This window comes from Trichlorobacter ammonificans (assembly GCF_933509905.1).
Taxonomy (GTDB): domain Bacteria; phylum Desulfobacterota; class Desulfuromonadia; order Geobacterales; family Pseudopelobacteraceae; genus Trichlorobacter; species Trichlorobacter ammonificans.
On sequence record NZ_OW150024.1, the window covers coordinates 699,869 to 716,786 of the forward strand.

The window sequence follows — 16,918 nt, forward strand, 5'->3', positions numbered from 1 at the left end:
CGTTCGCCATGCTGCATGCACTGATTGAACGGCTGCGCCAGGGGCACCGCACCATGCCCTTTCCCGCGGAACCGCCCCGGTTGCCGGAACGGTTCCGCGGACTGCCGCGCCTGGAAGCGGGGCGCTGTCCCGCCGGCTGCCGGGCCTGTGTGGAAGCGTGTCCCACCGGCGCCATCACCGTCGAACCGGCAGGACCGGTCATCGACCTGGGACGCTGCCTTTTCTGTCCGGCCTGCGTTGCCGCCTGCCCGCAGCAGGCCATCTCCTTCAGCAACGAATATCGCCTGGCGGCCCGTAACCGGGAAGACCTGCTGGTGCGCGCCGGCAAAGGGATGCGTCGGGCCGAGCCGCTGTCCGGCAGGCTGAAGTCGCTCTTCGGCAGGTCGTTCAAGCTGCGTCAGGTCAGCGCCGCCGGCTGCAACGCCTGCGAGGCGGACACCAACGTGCTGAACACCCTGGCCTGGGACCTGGGGCGGTTCGGCGTCCAGTTCGTGGCCTCGCCCCGCCATGCCGACGGTATCCTGGTCACCGGGCCGGTCAGCGAAAACATGCGGGAGGCACTGCTGCAAACCCTGGAGGGGGTACCGGAACCGCGGCTGGTGATCGCCTGCGGCGCCTGCGCCATCGGTGGCGGTCCCTTTCGGGATCACCCCCAGGTCCATAACGGTGTTGACCCGTTGCTCCCGGTGGATCTGTACATTCCCGGCTGCCCTCCCCATCCGGCCACCATCATGGACGGTCTGCTGCGGCTGCTCGGCCGTATTGACTGACAAACCTGTTGAAACACGGCGACGCGGAGCAACGGAGAAAGCCGAACATCCGGGACAATGGCACGCGGATTACGCGGATGCGGCGGATCGGCTCAGATTTCAAAACCTTTTTCTGGTGTGAGGTGTCCGGGCAGTCCGCTCAAATCCGGCCTTTTCCGCGTGCCTTCATGGCTTTTTTCCGTGTCTTCCGTTGCCCCGTGCTTCAAAAATGAGTTTCCTAAAAAGAATGTCCATCCCACCCCATCTCTGCTAAACTCCGGCTATTCGTTTATCAACCGTTCCGGGAGCACCCATGCTGCGCAAAGCCCAGATCACCGATGTCAAGAATATCCAGAAACTGCTTGCCGTCTATGCCGGCAAGGGGGACATGCTTTCCCGTTCGTTGTCGGAACTGTACGAGTCGCTCCGGGACTTCTACGTCGAAGTTGACGAGAACGACCGGCTGCTGGGGACCTCGGCCCTGCACATTGTCTGGGAGGACCTGGCGGAGGTGCGCTCCGTTGCGGTGGCCGAGGATGCCGGCCGCAAAGGGATCGGCAGCACCCTGGTTAACGCCTGCATCGCCGAGGCCCGAGAGCTGGGGCTGAAGCGGGTTTTCTGCCTGACCTACAAGCCGGAATTCTTCGGCAAGCTGGGCTTTGTACTGGTGGACAAGTCCACGCTTCCCCACAAGGTCTGGGGTGACTGCATCAAGTGCCCCAAATTTCCCGATTGCGACGAAAATGCCATGATTCTCGATCTGTAGCCCGAGGCATGGAGCAGGCCATGCCCGCAACCCGCCTCATGACCTTTCTGCTGACCGGCGGCCTGCCGGTCACGATCCTGCTGGTCTGGTTCGCCGTTTCCTCCTATTACAGCGCATTGCCGGTGGCGCAGGGCATACAGCGCGGCCTGGCCCTTTCCCTGGGACAGGCCATTGAAAGCCTCGCCACCCGCGACCCCTCCCTGCAGACGCTTCAATCCTTCCGTGCCCACGACCTGGCCTACTTCGCGCTGATCGATCGCCGGGGTGTCATTCGCCTGCACAGTAACCCGGAACTGGTTGGCGAACGGGTGGATGATCAGCGCTATCGGCCGGTCTTCGAACTGGCCGAGGCACCTGAGTACCGCGTCCGGCTGGGTACGGGGGAGGAGGTGTATGAGCATCATCAGGCGCTGCATCTTGGGAAAACGACACTGGCGCTGCGTCTGGCACTGCATAGCTGGCAGGCTGACCAGGTAGTCCGCCGGGCCCGGAGCGGACTGCTGGTGGTGCTGGTGCTCACCGTTGCTGCCTGGGGATTTGCCCTTTTTTCATTCCGCCTGATCCGGAAGGATATGGCACGTCGGGAGGAGATGGCACGCCGGGAGCATCTTGTCCACCTGGGAGAGCTGGGGGCCGTGCTGGCCCACGAGGTGCGCACGCCGCTGGCCGGCATCAAGGGGTACGCGCAGCTGCTGGGGGAGCGGGCCGTCGACGAGCGGAGCGGCCGTTTTGCCGGGATGATCGTCGGAGAGGTGGCTCGCCTTGAGGAGCTGGTGAACGACCTGCTGGTCTACGCCCGCCAGGAGGGCGGCAGGGGGGGAAGCACAGTCGTGGAGCAGGCGGTGCATTCAGCCTGGGAACTGATTGCGGAGCAGGCGCGGCAGCAGGGGGTCGTGCTCGCGATGGAGGGTGACGGCTCCGTGCGGGTGGCCTGTCAGCCGGAGCAGATGCGACAACTGCTGCTGAATCTTTTTGCCAACGCGCTCAGTGTTCAGCCGTCCGGCGGCACGGTGCTGGTGACGGTGACGCGGGAACGCCGTCGGGTAGTCGGGATAACGGTGTCGGACAACGGCCCCGGCTTTTCGGAGGAGGCGCTCGGGCGCTGCTTCGATCCGTTCTTTACCACACGGGCCAGCGGCAGCGGGTTGGGGCTGGCGATTTGTCGCACGATCGTGGATGCGTGCGGGGGTGAGATCATGGTGCAGAACCGGCATGCGGGTGGGGCCGCCGTGGTCTGCCGGCTGCCGGAATCTCTGGAGGAGCGGGGATAATGGGTGAAGAACGGGCCTGCATACTGCTGGTTGAGGACGATGCCACCTTCCGGTCGCTGCTGGCGGCAATTCTGGAGGATGAAGGCTATGAGCTGGAGGAGCGTGGCGATGGTCGTCGGGCCTTGGAGTCGCTGCGCTGTCGTTCTTACGACCTGGTGCTTTCCGATGTGCGTCTGCCCGGCATGAGCGGGCTTGAGCTCTTCCGCACGGCGACGGCCGAGGGGATTGCTCCGCCGTTCATCCTGCTGACCGCTTTCGGTACGGTGGAAGAGGCGGTGGCTGCCATCAAGGACGGTGCCGTCGACTTTTTGACCAAGCCGCTCAAAGACCCGGAAACGCTCCGCAGCCTGGTGCGCCGCACTCTGGAGGCGAACCGGCGGGAGCGGACGCTGGTCGCCCTGCGGGAGCGGGAAACAGCCGGTTTGCCACCGGAGGAGGTACTTTTTGCCGGAAGTGTCATGAGGCGAGTCCGCCGTCTGCTCACGGAGGTGGCCCCGACCCGTGCCACCGTGCTGTTGAGTGGCGAGTCCGGCACCGGCAAGGAGCTGGCGGCCCGGATCATTCACCTGGCCAGTCCGCGACGGGAAGGGCCGTTTGTCGCGCTCAACTGCGCCGCCATTCCGGAAAACCTGTTGGAGAGTGAGCTGTTCGGCCATGAAAAGGGAGCTTTTACCGGTGCCACCCAGGCCAGGGCCGGTAAGTTCGAGCTGGCTGGCGGCGGTACCCTGTTCCTGGATGAGATCGGTGAACTGCCGCTGGCGCTGCAGTCCAAACTGCTGCGGGTGGTTCAGGAATGCCGTTTCGAGCGGGTGGGGGGCAGCCGTGAGATCAGGGTTGATGTTCGGATTGTTGCGGCAACCAACCGCGACCTGGCCACCGAAGTGCAGGAACGGCGCTTCAGGGAGGATCTTTACTACCGTTTGAACGTCTTTCCGGTGGAGCTGCCTCCCCTGCGTGAGCGACTGGACGGAATCATGCTGCTGGCGGACTACCTTGCCCGCCAGGCGGCACTGCGCAGCGGCATGCAGGCGCCGGTACTGGGGCCGGACGTTGAGAGCGCCCTGCGGGAGTACCGCTGGCCCGGCAATATCCGCGAACTGCAGAACGTACTGGAGCGGGCGGTTATCCTGGGGCGCGGCCGGATTACCCCGGCAGACCTGCCGACTGTTCCGGGTAGGCGGACGTCGGGTGGAGCAGTTCCGGGCTCCGGTGCCACCCTGCGCGACAAGGAGCGGGACGAAATTATGGACGCCCTGGCCCGCTGCGGCAACAATCGCCGGCTGGCCGCCGAACGGCTGGGAATTTCCCGCAGGACGCTGCAGTATCGTTTGAAGGAGTACGGTCTGGTGGAGTGACGGATCGAGTGGTGCAAAGTCCGCACCTGTGCAGGTGCAAAAAATGCACCTTTAGTGCAGGCCGGCGACGGTGAGGTGTCAAAAAGTTTCGCTATGTCAGGTGGTTTGGTTGGTTGGTGCTGTTGGCACGGTTGCTGAAATCCAGAGAGGTATCGAGTTGACGACTCGAAATCCATTTCTAAGGAGCACAACAGTGAAAGCAACCCATTTCGCATTGATGGCGGCGGCAGTGGCACTGGTCGTGGCGGTGGGGGGTGAAGCCCAGGCCCGGGGCGGTGGCGGCGGCCGGGGGGGCGGCATGACGGCCGGCCAGAGAGGCCAGGCAGGTATGCCCGCCCAGGAAGGTGGCCAGGTTCGCCCGGAGGGGACACGGCGTCGTGACGGTTCCTTCATGAACAGCGGTACCAGGGCCAACGGCTCAACGTCGCGGCCCGAGCGGGGGCGCGGCGTCATGGACGGCAGCGGTGGACAGGCGCCGACCGCCCCGTCCGCTAGCGGGCAGTGAGCCGCGATGCCGGCAATAGCAACCAATCTGCGTGAAACGGAGAATATGACTATGAAAAAAATACTGTGTGCGTGCGGTATGGCAGTGGTGCTGGCAGGGTGCGGCAGCGGCGGTACGACGATGTCGTCCGCAACGCCTTCGACACCGGCCTCGACAGCCTCACTCAGCGGCGCGGTCGCCGACGGCTACTTGGTTAATGCCACCGTGTTTCTCGACAAAAACCGTAACTATCAATTGGATGCGGGGGAGCCGTCCACCGAGAGTGGCGCGAATGGCGCCTACACCCTGCAGGTTGCCCCGGAGGATATCGGGAAGTATCCAATCGTGGCGGTGGCAACCCAGGGAGTGACTATCGACACCGATACCGGCACCCCGGTTACCGGCAGCTACGTGTTGAGCATCCATCCGCAGGCTGTTTCCGGAGCCGTCAGCAACTTCATCAGTCCGATGTCCTCGCAGATTCGGGAGCTGATGGAGGGCGGTGCCACGATGCAGCAGGCCATGGAACAGCTGTGCACCCGCCTGGGACTGCCGGGCGACACGAATATGATGCAGGACTACATTGCCTCCGGCAATACGGTCATGCATTCCGCCGCGCGTACCATGGCCACCCAAATGGGCAGCCAGATGCAGCAGGTCATGGCCGGTAGTGGTGCGTCGACAACGGTCGATGTCATGCGTTACCGTGCCATGATGGGAAGCATGATGCGTCAGTAGGAGATGTTTGCACACCATGTACCGTAGCATTCTCGCTATAGTTATCTTTATCCTGCTGCAGAGCCCGGCCCAGGCGTTCTGGGGGTTCGGCTCGGCTCAGACAACGGATAAGAGCGGCCTGAATCTGGACCAGGGGTATGACCGCAACACGGTGGTAACCGTCACCGGCCGTGTTGCGGCCCCTCCCGACAACGCGGCCGATCCGGTCACGGTTGAAGTGCTTGCGGGGAGCGAGCGGCTGCTGGTGGTGCTGGGACCCCGCTGGTACCTGCAGGACGATGCTCTGGACTGGAAGGCGGGGGATACGCTCACGGTGCGTGGTTCCCGGGCCCGGGGGAGAGATGGCCGCAGCTACCTGCTCAGCCAGTGGGTGAGTCTGCCCGATGGTGGGCAGTTGGTGCTGCGTGCCGACAATGGCCGCCCCGGCTGGTCCGGCGGGCGCAACGGGGCACGCACGGGGAGCGGTATGGGCGGCGGCCAGATGATGCAGCAGGGCGGCGGTATGCGCAGGATGCGCTGAATGAACGTTCAGGGAGGTCGGGTACCATGGCGTGGTCACTGGTAAGAACTGTTGTCGGCTGTCTGCTGCTCGTGCTCGCCTGTGCACAAACGGCGCCGGTTTTTGCCGCCGAAGGGGAGCACCGTCTGGGCCAGGGGGTGAATCTGGCAGTGGGCATCGGATTCGAGGCAGCCTACGGTGATTACGGCTCCAGTGCCGATGCAACGGTGCTGACCATGCCGTTTCTGGTGATGATCAACCCGCTGGAGGCCCTGGATGTTACCCTGGAGCTGCCGCTGGTCTACCTGAACAGCCGCTCGGGCAGCGGCATGGTGGTCACCCAGTCCGGCGGCGGTTCCGGTTCCGGCTCCGGGAGAGGGCGGGGAATGGCCAGGGGCGGATCGGGCATGATGGGAGGCGGGACGACGACGACCACCACCACGGTGGGAGGTGGAGCCGTCACTGAGGCCGGTGTGGGGGATATCAACCTGACTGCCGGCTGGACCCTGTTCCAGGATGAGGGATACCGGCCCCGCATACGTCCCACCCTGTACCTGAAAGTTCCCTCCGGCGATGAAACCCGCGGTCTGGGTACCGGTACTTTTGAAGGGGGGCCCGGCCTGTCGCTTTCCAAATGGCTGGGAGACGTGCAGTTGTTTGGTGAGGGGGCCTGGATACTGCAGGAGCATACCGCAGCCTATCCGGGGAAAAACTACGCCAGTTACAGCATTGGTGCCGGACTGCAGACCACGGACCGCCTCTTCGTCTCGCTGTACGCCAAGGGGGCGTCCCGGCGAGTGGAGGGGGGGGCGGCACCGCTGGAGGGGCGTCTGAAGCTGAATTTCCTGCAGTCGCGGCGGATCGCCTGGGAAGTCTACGCCGCTGCCGGCTTTACGGACGCCAGCCCCGCTGTGGGCGGGGGCGTGCTGGTCATGTACCAGTTCTGACTCCGTACCAGCCCCTTCGAGCGACATCCCGAGTGTGCAAGCACAGATCGGGGGCGCTCTGTTCCCGTAACACCGTCAGATATAGTACATCATCCGCTGGTCCTGCTCCCGCGGCAGACCCATTTCCGCACCGCGCTGACAGAGGGTGGCCAGAGTCAGGGAGCCGAACAGTCCTTCCAGCAGGTCGTTGGCATCCTTCCAGACCGTTTGGGTGACGCAGTTTCCTTCAAAGGGACACTCGTTCTTGCGCCGCTTGCTCCGCTTGCCCTCGCCGGCGCAGTCAACCATCAGCACATCCTGTTCCGTGGCCTTGATAATCTCCAGCACGGTGATCTGGTCCGGCGTGCGTGCCAGGGAGTAGCCGCCGTTGGGGCCGCGTTTGCTTTTCAGGATACCTGCCTGCTTCAGATTCTGAAAAATTTGTTCAAGGTAGCGGGGAGAAATCTGCTGACGCCGTGAAATATCCTGTACCTGGGCGGATTGGGTGCCGCAGTTGTATGCCATGTCGAACAGGGCCCGCAAGCCGTAACGGCTCTTGGTTGAAAGGCGCATTGACGTCCTCCTGGCTGGTACCGTGCTGGGTAGTATGCTCGCATGCAGGGTAGGATAGGACACCAGTCGTGTCAAGAATTTTGGCGGCCTTGTACAGCACGGATGCGTGAGGTGCACCCGCTTCAGGGAGCGTGGCTGATCGTAACCGCAAAGACGGCAGCGGCACCGGCTCGTTTCAACACCAGAGCGCACTCCCGTAGCGTGCTGCCGGTGGTGGTCACGTCGTCCACCAGGATGATGCGCCTGTCGGCAACCAGCGCCGGGCTGGCCACGGCAAAGGCATCGTTCAGGTTGTGCAGCCGAGCGTTGCGGTCAAGTTCCATCTGGGGAACCGTCGGGCGGGTGCGCAGCAGCGCCTGCCGTTGCAGAGGAATCTGCCAGTGCCTGGACAGCAGTTCCGCCAGCAGCAGCGCCTGGTTGAATCCACGGCTGCGCAGCCGGGCACGGTGCAGGGGGACCGGCAGCAGCAGGTCGGCCCGGCAGTGTCCGGCGAAGGACACCAGGGTGCGGGCGGCAAGCAGCCCCAGGGGACGGCGCAGGTGTGCCTGGCCGGCATACTTGAAGGCATGGAGCAGGTCACGGCAGGAACCGGTGTGCGTGAAAACGGCCCGGGCGGCCTGGAACGGCGGAGGGTCGGTCAGGCAGCGGCCGCACGGATGGGAGTCGCCCGTGGCGGAGAACGGGACACCGCATACGGAGCAGAACGGTTCGGTAATGAATGGGAGCTGGGCCGTGCAGTCGTCGCAGATATGCAGGGGGTCGGCGCCGCTGCACTGCGTACGGCAGATATGGCAGCGGGGCGGCAACAGCAGGTCAAGCAGGGCGCCACCCAGGAACCCGGGAATTCCGCGTGCGTTCATGGGCCGCCACCGGGTCGGGGCGGGAGCACAATACGGAAACAGGCACCGCTGCCCGGTTCACTGGAGGCGCTGATGGTGCCGCCGTGGGCCTCCACCAGCTCCTTGACGATGGACAGCCCCAGACCGAGTCCTCCCCCTTTCCCCTTGGCGAACCGTTCGAAAATATGGGGCAGCAGGTCCGCTTCAATGCCGCAGCCGGTATCCGTGATGTCGAGCTGGACAGAGCCGGCGACGGTCCGGCTGGCGAGCAGGGAGAGCAGGCCGCCTTCGGGCAGTGCCCGCAGGGCATTGGAGACCAGATTGATAATGATCCGGGTGAACTGGTCGGGGTCGATCCAGGCGGTGAGGCCGGTGTCTCCCGCCACGTCCAGGATGACGTTCTCCGCTTCGGCCCGGCGGGAAAAGCGGGAGAGCAGATCCCGCAGGAACGGTACCAGCGCCACCTCCCGGCGCTGCAGGGTCAGCGAGGCGGTCTGGGCGCGGGTCAATTCGTCCACCCCGTCCAGGATGCCGGTCAGGCGGGTGGTTTCGTCGTGCAGTGACTGCAGGGCTTCCGTGGTGGTGGGAAGCAGGCCGTCCATCATCCCTTCCAGCTCCCCCCGGATCACCATCAGCGGCGTGCGCAGCTCGTGGGCCGCGTTGCTGACCAGTTGCTTGCGTACCCGTTCCTGGCGTTCCAGGGCATCCGCCATCCGGTTGAAACTCACCGCCAGGCGGCTGATTTCGTCGTTGCCGGTCACCCGAACCCGCCGTGCCGCGTCACCGGCAGCAATCTCTTCTGCTGCTGCAGTCAGCTCGCGCACGGGACGGGCCAGTCGCCGCGCCGCAAGAATACTCAGAACAAGTGCAATGCAGCCCAGTCCTAAGACTGAATACGTCAGAAATTTGTTGGAGGAGGCGATGAAAAAATCTTCGCGGGGCGGGGTAGGCAGACGTACTTCGAGGGTGCCCACTTCCTCGCCTCCCATGAACAGGGGAAACGGCTGGAATTCTTCCTGCCGCTGCAGCGGCAGGCGCTGACCGGCCGCGGCCAGCACCCGCTCCCGCATTGACGGCGGCAGGTGAGCCAGGGCGCGGGAGCTGTCCAGTACCAGGGTGCCCCTGGCATCGAGCAGGCGAATGTCGAATCCCATCAGCCAGGCCCAGACCAGATCGTCCGCCACCTCTGCCGGACGCCAGGCCATCTGCTGGCGGTAGCGTCCTTCCAGCACCGCCTGTACCTGGTAGAGACGGTCCAGCATCCGCCCTTCGCCGAAGGCGCGGAAGTCGCGGATCACCAGGCCGCGCACCAGCACGGCGGAGGAGAGGGCAATGACGATGACCGCCAGCAACAGCGCCATCAGCTTCATCTGCAGGTTACAGCGCATCGCGCACCCCGCCGAACAGGTAACCGATGCCGTAGACGGTCTTGATGTAGTCCGGAGCACGGCTGTCGCGCTCGATTTTCTGCCGCAGATTCTTGACGTGGGCGTCGACGCTGCGCTCGTACCCCTCGAACTGGTAGCCCAGCGCCCTGGTCACCAGCTCGTCCCGGCTCCAGGTGCGGCCGGGAGCCGAGGCCAGGGTGGCCAGCAGCTTGAATTCGGTGGGGGTCAGCCGGCAGGGTTCGCCGCGGCAGGTAACGGTATGCTGCCTGCTGTCCAGCAGCAGCTCGCCGTTGTTGAAGGAGAGGGGATGGTCGGCGGCTCCCGACCGGTCATACCGCTTCAGAACCGCTTTCACGCGGTAAACCAGCTCCCGGGGCGAGGCCGGTTTGACCACGTAATCGTCCGCACCCAGCGCAAAGCCGGCGATCCGCTCGTCCTCGGATGCCTTGGCCGTCAGCATGATCACCGGAAACTCACCTGACTCCTTCAGTTCCTGGCACAGCTCCTCTCCGGAACGGTCCGGCAGCCCCAGATCCAGAATCACCGCCAGGGGGGGCTCCCGCAGCGCCTGTTCCAGTGCTTTTGCAGCGGTATCGGCGTGGATGACGCGGAAGTCGGCCCCTTCGAGATACGCCTTGATGATCCGGGCGATTTTCAGGTCGTCTTCGACGATGAGAACGGGAGGGTGCATGGGCAAGACTCCGGGCCTGCTCAGCGGATGGAGCGGATACGCCCGGTACGGCGGTCGATGATCACCAGTTCGACCGGTCGTCCCTCCGGGTCGGTAATCTCCGCCAGAAAAACATGCCGGCGCTCTTCAAAACGGCTGATACGGGCGGGATCGATGCCGAAGAAAAGGTGCAACCGGTCCAGGGCTTCGGCGCGGGTATGCACCGGCTGGCGGGCACCGTAGCGGTCGGCGTGGCGTTTGGGGCAGTAGCCGCCGAAAGGCGGCGTTCCTCCCGGTCCCGGCTGCATGCCGGGACCGGGAGGAACGGCCCATGGCCGCTCTCCCTTGCCGCCATCGGGCCACTGTGCCGCGACCGGCGCGGCAAGTGCCGGAACCAGCGTGAGAACCAGCAGGTATGTCGCATGTCTGTGTGTCATGACCCGTCTCTGGGAAACTGTCCCGGACCGGTCCGGGTTTTGAAGCTGTCCGGCAGTCCGGTCCGGGAACGATCTCCCCTGTGCTGCGGTGGCGGAGCGATTATTGCGCCGGTGCCGCCTGGGGCGCGTTCGGGCCGCAGGGGCCGCAGCCGGAGCCCATCATGGCCGGCCCTGCGCCGCAGCCGCCCCGCATGCCGCCCATCCGACCTTTCCCGCCCTTGCCGATGCCGGCCTTTTCCCGCACCTCATACAGCTTCTGGCGCAGCGCCTGCAACTCGGTCTGCAGTTTGGTCAGTTTTTCATTGTCCGGCTTCTCCTTGATCCACTCGCGCTGAATCTCCATGTGCTTGGCGTGCATCTGCTCCTTCAGTGGCAGGGTATCGGCCACATACTTTTTGTAGGCGGCGGTCTGCTCCGGGGATGATTCGGAGCACGGTCCGCAGCCGGGGCCGCCGCCCGGTCCGTACCCGCCGCGGGCATAGGCGGATGCCGTAACGGCCAGCGCCGCAACAAACGCTACTGCGAGAGTAATTTTTTTCATGGTCTGGTTCCTCCTGGTGTGGTTCGGCCATGCACCGGCCGGTTCATTGATGATGCTACCGTAGCAGACCATTACGAACGGCTGATGAAAAGATTATGAACAATTATGAAGATGCTGTCTGGTGCAGCGCATCCCTCACCAGGCGGGCCAGGCAACGGATAAAGGTCGGCGAACTGTTCAGGGATTCCGTCCGCCGGAACGTGGTGATTCCCAACTGCGCCGCCTCGGCGGCGTACTCGATATCGATCTCGTGCAGGGTCTCGATATGGTCGGACACAAAGGAAAGGGGAACCATCAGCAGTTCGCGGCAGCCTGTTTTGGCCAGTTCCTTCAGCATGTCGTCGGTGGAAGGCTCCAGCCACTTCACCGGTCCGGCCCGGGATTGGAAGGCAAGGCTGTGGCCGACGTCGCCGAACCGTTCCATGACCAGGCGCACCGTGGCGCGGACATGGTCGAGGTAGGGGTCGCCCTCGTCGATGAAGGACTGGGGCAGGGAGTGGGCGGAGAACAGAAGCCGCACCCGCGAGCGTTCCGGAAAGGAGGCCAGTCCCGCCTCGATCTTTTCGGCCAGCGCGTCGATGTAGAGCGGATGGTCGAAGAAGTGCGGAACCCTGACAACCTGCGGCCGGGCTGTCAGCGAGGTCAGGCAGCGGTCCAGGTCGTTGAAGCTGGAACCGCCGGTGGCGCGGGAGTAGTGCGGGTAGAGGGAAAGTGCCACGATCCGCTCGGGACCATCGGCAATCACCCTGCGCAGGGTGTCGGCGGTCAAGGGATGCCAGTAGCGCATGGCCACGGTACAGGTGAAGCCCTCGCCCAGCTCCCGTTCGAGGGCCGCGGCCTGGGCCTCGGTCAGCTGGCGGATGGGAGATTTACCGCCGATCTCGCGATACTTCTCGGCGACGACCCGGGTTCGGCGCTTCACGATCATCCGGGCGATGAACGGCTGCAGCCAGGCCGGGCCGATGCGGATGATCTCGCGGTCCGAGAAAAGGTTACGCAGAAACGGGCCTACCGCCTCCAATGAGTCGGGGCCGCCCATCTGCAGCAGGATGACGCTGGTGTGGGACATGGGTGCTCCATGGATGATAATGTAGGCACGGTGCAGGCAAGCTGCAGCCGTGCGGTGTGCCGTCCGCTCCTTTCCGGGCGCGGACGAGCCCGGAAAACTATCGCTTTGCCAGCCAGACCATCAAGAGAGCGCCGCCGAGCACCACCAGCAGCACGCCGCTTTTTACCTGGCTGAGTACCTGGTCATAGCCAGAACCGGGCGGTATGGAGAGCTGTCGATAACCCCAAAGGATAAGGGCGGCACCGGTAAGCGGCAACAGATGTTTGAGAGTCAGGCGTGGCATATCACTGGATGCCCCGTACTTGAGGGAGATGACGGTGCTGTCGGTTGCGACACTTTCAATGCAGCTCAAACTTTAGATCGGCGACCGTCATATTCACGCGGTCGTTACCATGCTGCCCCGTGGTAAAGCCCAGGAAGAAGCTGCTCAGGCCGGTAAGGTTCGCGGCGGTGAGTGTTCTGGTGATTGGGGTGAGCGATCCGGTGTAGGCGGTTGAAAGATCTTTCAGCACCGTCTTGTGGGTTGCATTTGAGGTCATCCAGATCTTGTACGCGGGGTTCGTTGTCTCGGTGGCATCGAGTTCAATGCGCACGTAGTAGATGGTGCTGCCGGTTGCCCAGTTGTCGATGCCGCTGCCCGTTGCAGTGCAGACATTCTGGTTGAGTGCAATGCAGGTTGAGCCCGGTCCTACCCCGTCATTGACATCATTCACGAGAAATTCAGCACCGATGATCGGGTTGCCGGGGATGCCGGTGCCGAAGCCGGTGCGTGCGTTCTCGTCGCAGCTCGATATCGTGGTCCGCCCCAGTGCCGGCACCAGGGCAAAGGTGAAGCCGGTTCCCTCCTGGTAGGCAAACTGGTAGTAAGCGCGCAGCTTTTTGCCGGTCAGGGTGAGGGGGCGCTGGAACCAGATGCAGCTTGCCGTGGTGCCGTTCCGCACGCTGATGGCACTCAGGGTACCATCAACCACGGTCATGTTGAACTTTCCGCTGGGGGCATCGGTGTTGTTGGTGCCCTGGTCCTCCGGCGTACCGCCGTTCCAGTTGTCGGTGACCACGCCCGGGGTGGGCGGATTGAAGACGATCGGAGTATTGGGCGTGCCGGGGGGAGACCCGCAGGTGTCAACTTTCAGACCGTAGGAGCGCTGGATCGTTGTCCCCTTGGAGTCGGTGAGGGTGACGGACAGGGTTTCGCCGGCAACAGGCGCCGAGCTGCGCGATAATTTGCCGCTGGCATCGATGGTCCAACCGGTGGTTGTTGTGGCCCACGTGTATGCCGGGACACCACCGTCTCCGTAGAGTGTTGCGCTATAGGATGCCCCTGAGCAGGCGGATGGCAGTTCATTGTTCACGATACGCAACCGTCCCCCGGTCTGCCCAAAACACCCCACGCGGGCTTTCAGCTCATCCAGTGTGACGAGGCGGTAGAGGTCTGGCGAGGTGAGCATGGCATTGTTCACAGCCCCGTTAAGGCCGTCGTGCAGCGGGTAAAGATACTTGGCGTCATCGCTGTCGATGGCCGCGTTTTTCCAGGATGATTGGGCGGTATAGTCGTCGCCGAGGCTGAGGACGGCAAAGGCGATGTTGGCGGAGCCGTTCACGGTCAGCCCGGTGGAGGTGTAGTTGCAGATGGCGTTGCTGCTGGGAGCAACGGTAAGGTTCTTGTCGTACAGGTAGCGTAAACGACGCCCCCAGGCGTCGTACTGGTTGCTGCTTGCTTCGGCGAATTCCGCTGTCGTACCGGGAAGATGACCCCGGGAAAGCGACCAACTGATAATCGCATCCACCGCGCTGTTAATGGTGGTTTTGGTTTCATTGATCTTGCCCCGCTGCACCAGCGGTCCCAACATTTTAGCACCGGCGGCAGTAACGACCCCCACCAGCATCAACAGGATGATCAGGTTCAGCATCGACATGCCGGATTGGGAGCGGAGCAGTGTTTTCATGGGAGGGGTACCCCTTTGTTTCTGTGTCGGCGAAAAGCATGATAGAGCGCATAAATGGCCGGTGTCAACGGATTAGCGGCTAAACCGTCAGCCGCAGCTCCACCCCCCAGGGGGCCGGTTTTTCCCCTTCTTTCGTCAGCACCCAGAGGGTGGGAAACGCCATCTGCTCCGGCACCGGGCCGATGCCGTCGGTCAGGTAGATGACGGCGGCGGGGCGGGGGTGGAGGGTGTGGGCGTAGTCGAAAACCGGCCGCAGATCGGTGAAGCCGCCGCCGTCGTAGCGTTGGGCGACGAAGGAGGCACCGCTTAACCGTTCGATCCGTTGAATCCGGCTGTTGGCGTAGAGCACGGTGATGCTGCACTCCCGCCCCCGGGCCAGGTTGAGCAATTCAGCGGCAAAGGCGTCCCGCAGTTCCACGATGTTGGTGGAGTCGCTGACATCCACCCCCACCAGCAGGTGCAGCCGCCGTTTCTTGCGGATGCCGGGAGTCTGGTGGGAAAAGCGGCGGTGCTCCCGCATCCAGGTGCTGCACCGGCCGGTACGGCCGGCAGCGGCGACGAACTGACGCAGTACCTGACGCCAGGGGATCGGTGCCGGCTGCAGCAGGCCGTTCACCACTTCCCGCAGGTCGGCTGGCATCTCGCCGTCGCTCCCCCGCAAGGCATCACGGGCCATGCTGCGCACCATCTCCTCCGCCAGGGAGAGCGGCGTGCTGTCGGCATCCTGCCAGGGGGCATGGTCGTCCAGGGTGACGGCGTCATGCAGGTTCTCGCCCCTGCCCGCACCGGCGGCACCGTTCGTGTCCCGTTCCGCCGAACCGAAGCCGCTCCCCTCCAGGTTGCCCATGTCGAAGGGGGGGACAATCAGGTCGTAGTACTCCTCAGCCGAAAGCCCCGTTTCCATCCGGTAATGCTCCGGCAGCAGTGCTCCCGGTGGCAGGCCGTCGATGGAGGGGTTGATGGCCAGGTCGCAGGCCACGTCCCAGTCGTGCCGGTTGCGCCCCCGCCGGCGCAGGGGATGAAGATGCAGCAGATGTTTGAGCAGATGCTCCAGCAGGGCCTCCTGCTGGGTGAATGACAGAACGGTGAAGCTGTCTTCCGCCACGGCCAGCACCGGCAGACCATCACGAATGGTCAGGGCCGCGCTTTTACCGCTCTCCGCCAGCGGCTCCCGGCGCAGGTGCAGCAGCAGGTGGCCGTAGAACGGCTTCTGTTTCAGCAGGCGGATGATGGCGTTTTGAAGAGTGCGCATGGCGGCTAGTATCGTGTACCCCCTGCTCTTTCGCTGTCATGCTCCCCTCTCCCGGCCTCCCCCGCTGGGGGAGGAGTAGTTGCGGACTCCCTTCCCAGAAGGGGGAGGGAGGGGGAATCAAAAGTTATGTGTGACAGGGTAGCGGAATCGGCCGATACTGTCAAAAACCGTAAATTCCTTTTCTGTTGCCGGTCGATGTGTTAAGCTTCGCCCACGTTTTCATCAGCACGATCAGGAGGCAGCAATGGCAGACGAGAATTTCCCGCGGGTACTGCTCGAAACCAGCAAGGGGAACATCACCCTTGAGCTGAACAAGGAAAAAGCGCCGATTACGGTGAAGAATTTTCTGGGGTATGTGAAGGACGGCTACTACGACGGTCTGGTTTTTCACCGGGTGATCAAGGATTTCATGATTCAGGGGGGCGGCCTCGATGCCAACCTGCAGCCGAAGAAGACCAAGTTCGCCATCAAGAACGAAGCGCAGAACGGCCTGAAGAACGTACGCGGTTCCGTAGCCATGGCCCGCACTGCCCTGGTGGACTCGGCCACCTCCCAGTTCTTCATCAATACGGTGGATAACCCGTTCCTGGACAACAAGGGGAAGCGGCAGGACGACTTCGGTTACTGCGTGTTCGGCAAAGTGGTGGAAGGGTTTGAGGTGGTGGACGAGATCCGCCAGGTCAAGACCGGCTCGCTCCACGGCCACAGCGATGTACCGCTGGAGCCGATCACCATCGTCTCGGCGAAAATTCTGGAATAGTGTTTTGCAACTGTTGACGCACAAGCGCCCGTCCGGCCATCGGCCTGACGGGCGCTTTCGTTGTGGGGCGTGGAGGAGAGGCTACTCCCGCACATAGGTGGCAACGTCGCTGTCGTTGACCATCCCCATCAGGTGTGCATACTCGGCCTCGATCAGATCGTAGTGCCCCTGGGTCTCCTTGACCACCCGCTCGAAAACGGCCTTCACCACCGGGTCCACCACACCGGCCGCCAGTTGCGTATACTGGCCGATGCACTCTTTTTCCTCGGCCAGGGCCAGCTCCAGGGCCCTCTGCTCGCCCATATCCTCGCTGATCGCCTTTTCCAGTTTCATGTAGGTGGGATTCTTCGTGTCCACCGGGGACTCCAGGTAGCTCTTCAGATCGCCGAACTCGCCCCCCTTGTAGTGCTCAAAAAAATGCTTGAGGTGGGCCACCTCTTCGTTGGCCAGCATTTCCAGTACCTTGCGGGTCCGCTCGACCTTTGCCACCGAAGCGGCGCGGCGGTAGAAGTCCATGCTGTCCTTTTCGGCCTTGATGGCCAGCTTTAATGCATCTTCCAGCGAATATTCCCTGCCCATGGCGTTCTCCTCCTGTCGGTGGGGTAGATGTGCCACAAAGTATAGCCGGCAAAACGGACCGGTCAACCGACAAAAA

At 63.4% G+C, this 16,918-nt stretch carries 20 protein-coding genes; 9 read left to right on the plus strand and 11 right to left on the minus strand.

The genetic code is table 11. The features are described 5' to 3' along the window. Nucleotides 1-8: 8 nt before the first annotated feature. The 8 genes from RAK07_RS03115 (at nucleotide 9) to RAK07_RS03150 (ending at nucleotide 6,809) form a co-directional block, all read left to right on the plus strand. Nucleotides 9-770, plus strand: a complete 762-nt coding sequence (locus RAK07_RS03115; RefSeq protein WP_305731389.1) for an NADH-quinone oxidoreductase subunit B family protein — start codon at nucleotides 9-11, stop codon at nucleotides 768-770. Between the two features lie 292 nt (nucleotides 771-1,062). Continuing rightward, on the plus strand, nucleotides 1,063-1,515 hold the full coding sequence (locus RAK07_RS03120; protein ID WP_305731390.1) for an N-acetyltransferase: 453 nt from the start codon (nucleotides 1,063-1,065) through the stop codon (nucleotides 1,513-1,515). Between the two features lie 20 nt (nucleotides 1,516-1,535). Further along, entirely contained in the window at nucleotides 1,536-2,786 is a 1,251-nt protein-coding gene (locus RAK07_RS03125) for an ATP-binding protein (RefSeq protein WP_305731391.1), read from the plus strand. Next, complete coding sequence (locus RAK07_RS03130; RefSeq protein WP_305731392.1) at nucleotides 2,786-4,141, plus strand: sigma-54-dependent transcriptional regulator; 1,356 nt, start codon at nucleotides 2,786-2,788, stop codon at nucleotides 4,139-4,141. Before RAK07_RS03125 ends, RAK07_RS03130 begins: the two co-directional genes overlap by 1 nt. Before the next feature lie 193 nt (nucleotides 4,142-4,334). Beyond that, nucleotides 4,335-4,646: a hypothetical protein gene (locus RAK07_RS03135; protein ID WP_305731393.1), complete on the plus strand. Its 312-nt coding sequence runs from the start codon at nucleotides 4,335-4,337 to the stop codon at nucleotides 4,644-4,646. 51 nt (nucleotides 4,647-4,697) lie between these two features. Continuing rightward, a complete protein-coding gene (locus tag RAK07_RS03140) occupies nucleotides 4,698-5,363 on the plus strand; it encodes a hypothetical protein (protein ID WP_305731394.1) in 666 nt (221 codons plus the stop codon). A 16-nt stretch (nucleotides 5,364-5,379) separates the two neighbouring features. Further along, nucleotides 5,380-5,883, plus strand: a complete 504-nt coding sequence (locus RAK07_RS03145; protein WP_305731395.1) for a MamS/MamX family magnetosome protein — start codon at nucleotides 5,380-5,382, stop codon at nucleotides 5,881-5,883. Between the two features lie 26 nt (nucleotides 5,884-5,909). Next, nucleotides 5,910-6,809, plus strand: coding sequence for a hypothetical protein (locus RAK07_RS03150; RefSeq protein WP_305731396.1), 900 nt, complete (start codon nucleotides 5,910-5,912; stop codon nucleotides 6,807-6,809). 75 nt (nucleotides 6,810-6,884) lie between these two features. Here the strand turns inward: RAK07_RS03150 and RAK07_RS03155 are convergent, their stop codons facing one another. The 10 genes from RAK07_RS03155 to RAK07_RS03200 form a co-directional block, all read right to left on the minus strand. Continuing rightward, nucleotides 6,885-7,361, minus strand: a complete 477-nt coding sequence (locus tag RAK07_RS03155) for an RrF2 family transcriptional regulator (RefSeq protein WP_305731397.1) — start codon at nucleotides 7,359-7,361, stop codon at nucleotides 6,885-6,887. 122 nt (nucleotides 7,362-7,483) lie between these two features. After that, entirely contained in the window at nucleotides 7,484-8,221 is a 738-nt protein-coding gene (locus RAK07_RS03160; RefSeq protein WP_305731398.1) for a ComFC family protein, read from the minus strand. Next, nucleotides 8,218-9,588, minus strand: a complete 1,371-nt coding sequence (locus RAK07_RS03165; protein ID WP_305731399.1) for a sensor histidine kinase — start codon at nucleotides 9,586-9,588, stop codon at nucleotides 8,218-8,220. Before RAK07_RS03165 ends, RAK07_RS03160 begins: the two co-directional genes overlap by 4 nt. Beyond that, nucleotides 9,578-10,279 (minus strand): response regulator transcription factor, encoded by a 702-nt coding sequence (locus RAK07_RS03170; RefSeq protein WP_305731400.1) that lies wholly within the window; start codon nucleotides 10,277-10,279, stop codon nucleotides 9,578-9,580. The genes RAK07_RS03165 and RAK07_RS03170 overlap by 11 nt, the downstream gene beginning before the upstream one ends. Nucleotides 10,280-10,299: 20 nt before the next feature. Next, nucleotides 10,300-10,695, minus strand: coding sequence for a hypothetical protein (locus RAK07_RS03175; protein ID WP_305731401.1), 396 nt, complete (start codon nucleotides 10,693-10,695; stop codon nucleotides 10,300-10,302). 100 nt (nucleotides 10,696-10,795) lie between these two features. Next, a complete protein-coding gene (locus tag RAK07_RS03180) occupies nucleotides 10,796-11,236 on the minus strand; it encodes a hypothetical protein (RefSeq protein ID WP_305731402.1) in 441 nt (146 codons plus the stop codon). A gap of 103 nt (nucleotides 11,237-11,339) precedes the next feature. After that, nucleotides 11,340-12,305, minus strand: a complete 966-nt coding sequence (gene hemH, locus RAK07_RS03185; protein WP_305731403.1) for a ferrochelatase — start codon at nucleotides 12,303-12,305, stop codon at nucleotides 11,340-11,342. 97 nt (nucleotides 12,306-12,402) lie between these two features. Beyond that, nucleotides 12,403-12,588 carry a hypothetical protein gene (locus RAK07_RS03190; protein ID WP_305731404.1) on the minus strand — a complete coding sequence of 62 codons (186 nt, stop codon included), beginning with the start codon at nucleotides 12,586-12,588 and terminating at the stop codon, nucleotides 12,403-12,405. Nucleotides 12,589-12,643: 55 nt separating this feature from the next. After that, entirely contained in the window at nucleotides 12,644-14,251 is a 1,608-nt protein-coding gene (locus tag RAK07_RS03195) for a hypothetical protein (protein ID WP_305731405.1), read from the minus strand. Between the two features lie 79 nt (nucleotides 14,252-14,330). After that, entirely contained in the window at nucleotides 14,331-15,503 is a 1,173-nt protein-coding gene (locus tag RAK07_RS03200; RefSeq protein ID WP_305731406.1) for a vWA domain-containing protein, read from the minus strand. Nucleotides 15,504-15,747: 244 nt separating this feature from the next. Between RAK07_RS03200 and RAK07_RS03205 the strand changes: the two genes are divergently transcribed. Next, entirely contained in the window at nucleotides 15,748-16,263 is a 516-nt protein-coding gene (locus RAK07_RS03205) for a peptidylprolyl isomerase (RefSeq protein ID WP_305731407.1), read from the plus strand. An 81-nt stretch (nucleotides 16,264-16,344) separates the two neighbouring features. Here RAK07_RS03205 and RAK07_RS03210 read toward each other — a convergent pair whose 3' ends face one another. Continuing rightward, nucleotides 16,345-16,842: a ferritin family protein gene (locus RAK07_RS03210; protein WP_305731408.1), complete on the minus strand. Its 498-nt coding sequence runs from the start codon at nucleotides 16,840-16,842 to the stop codon at nucleotides 16,345-16,347. Nucleotides 16,843-16,918: the final 76 nt, after the last annotated feature.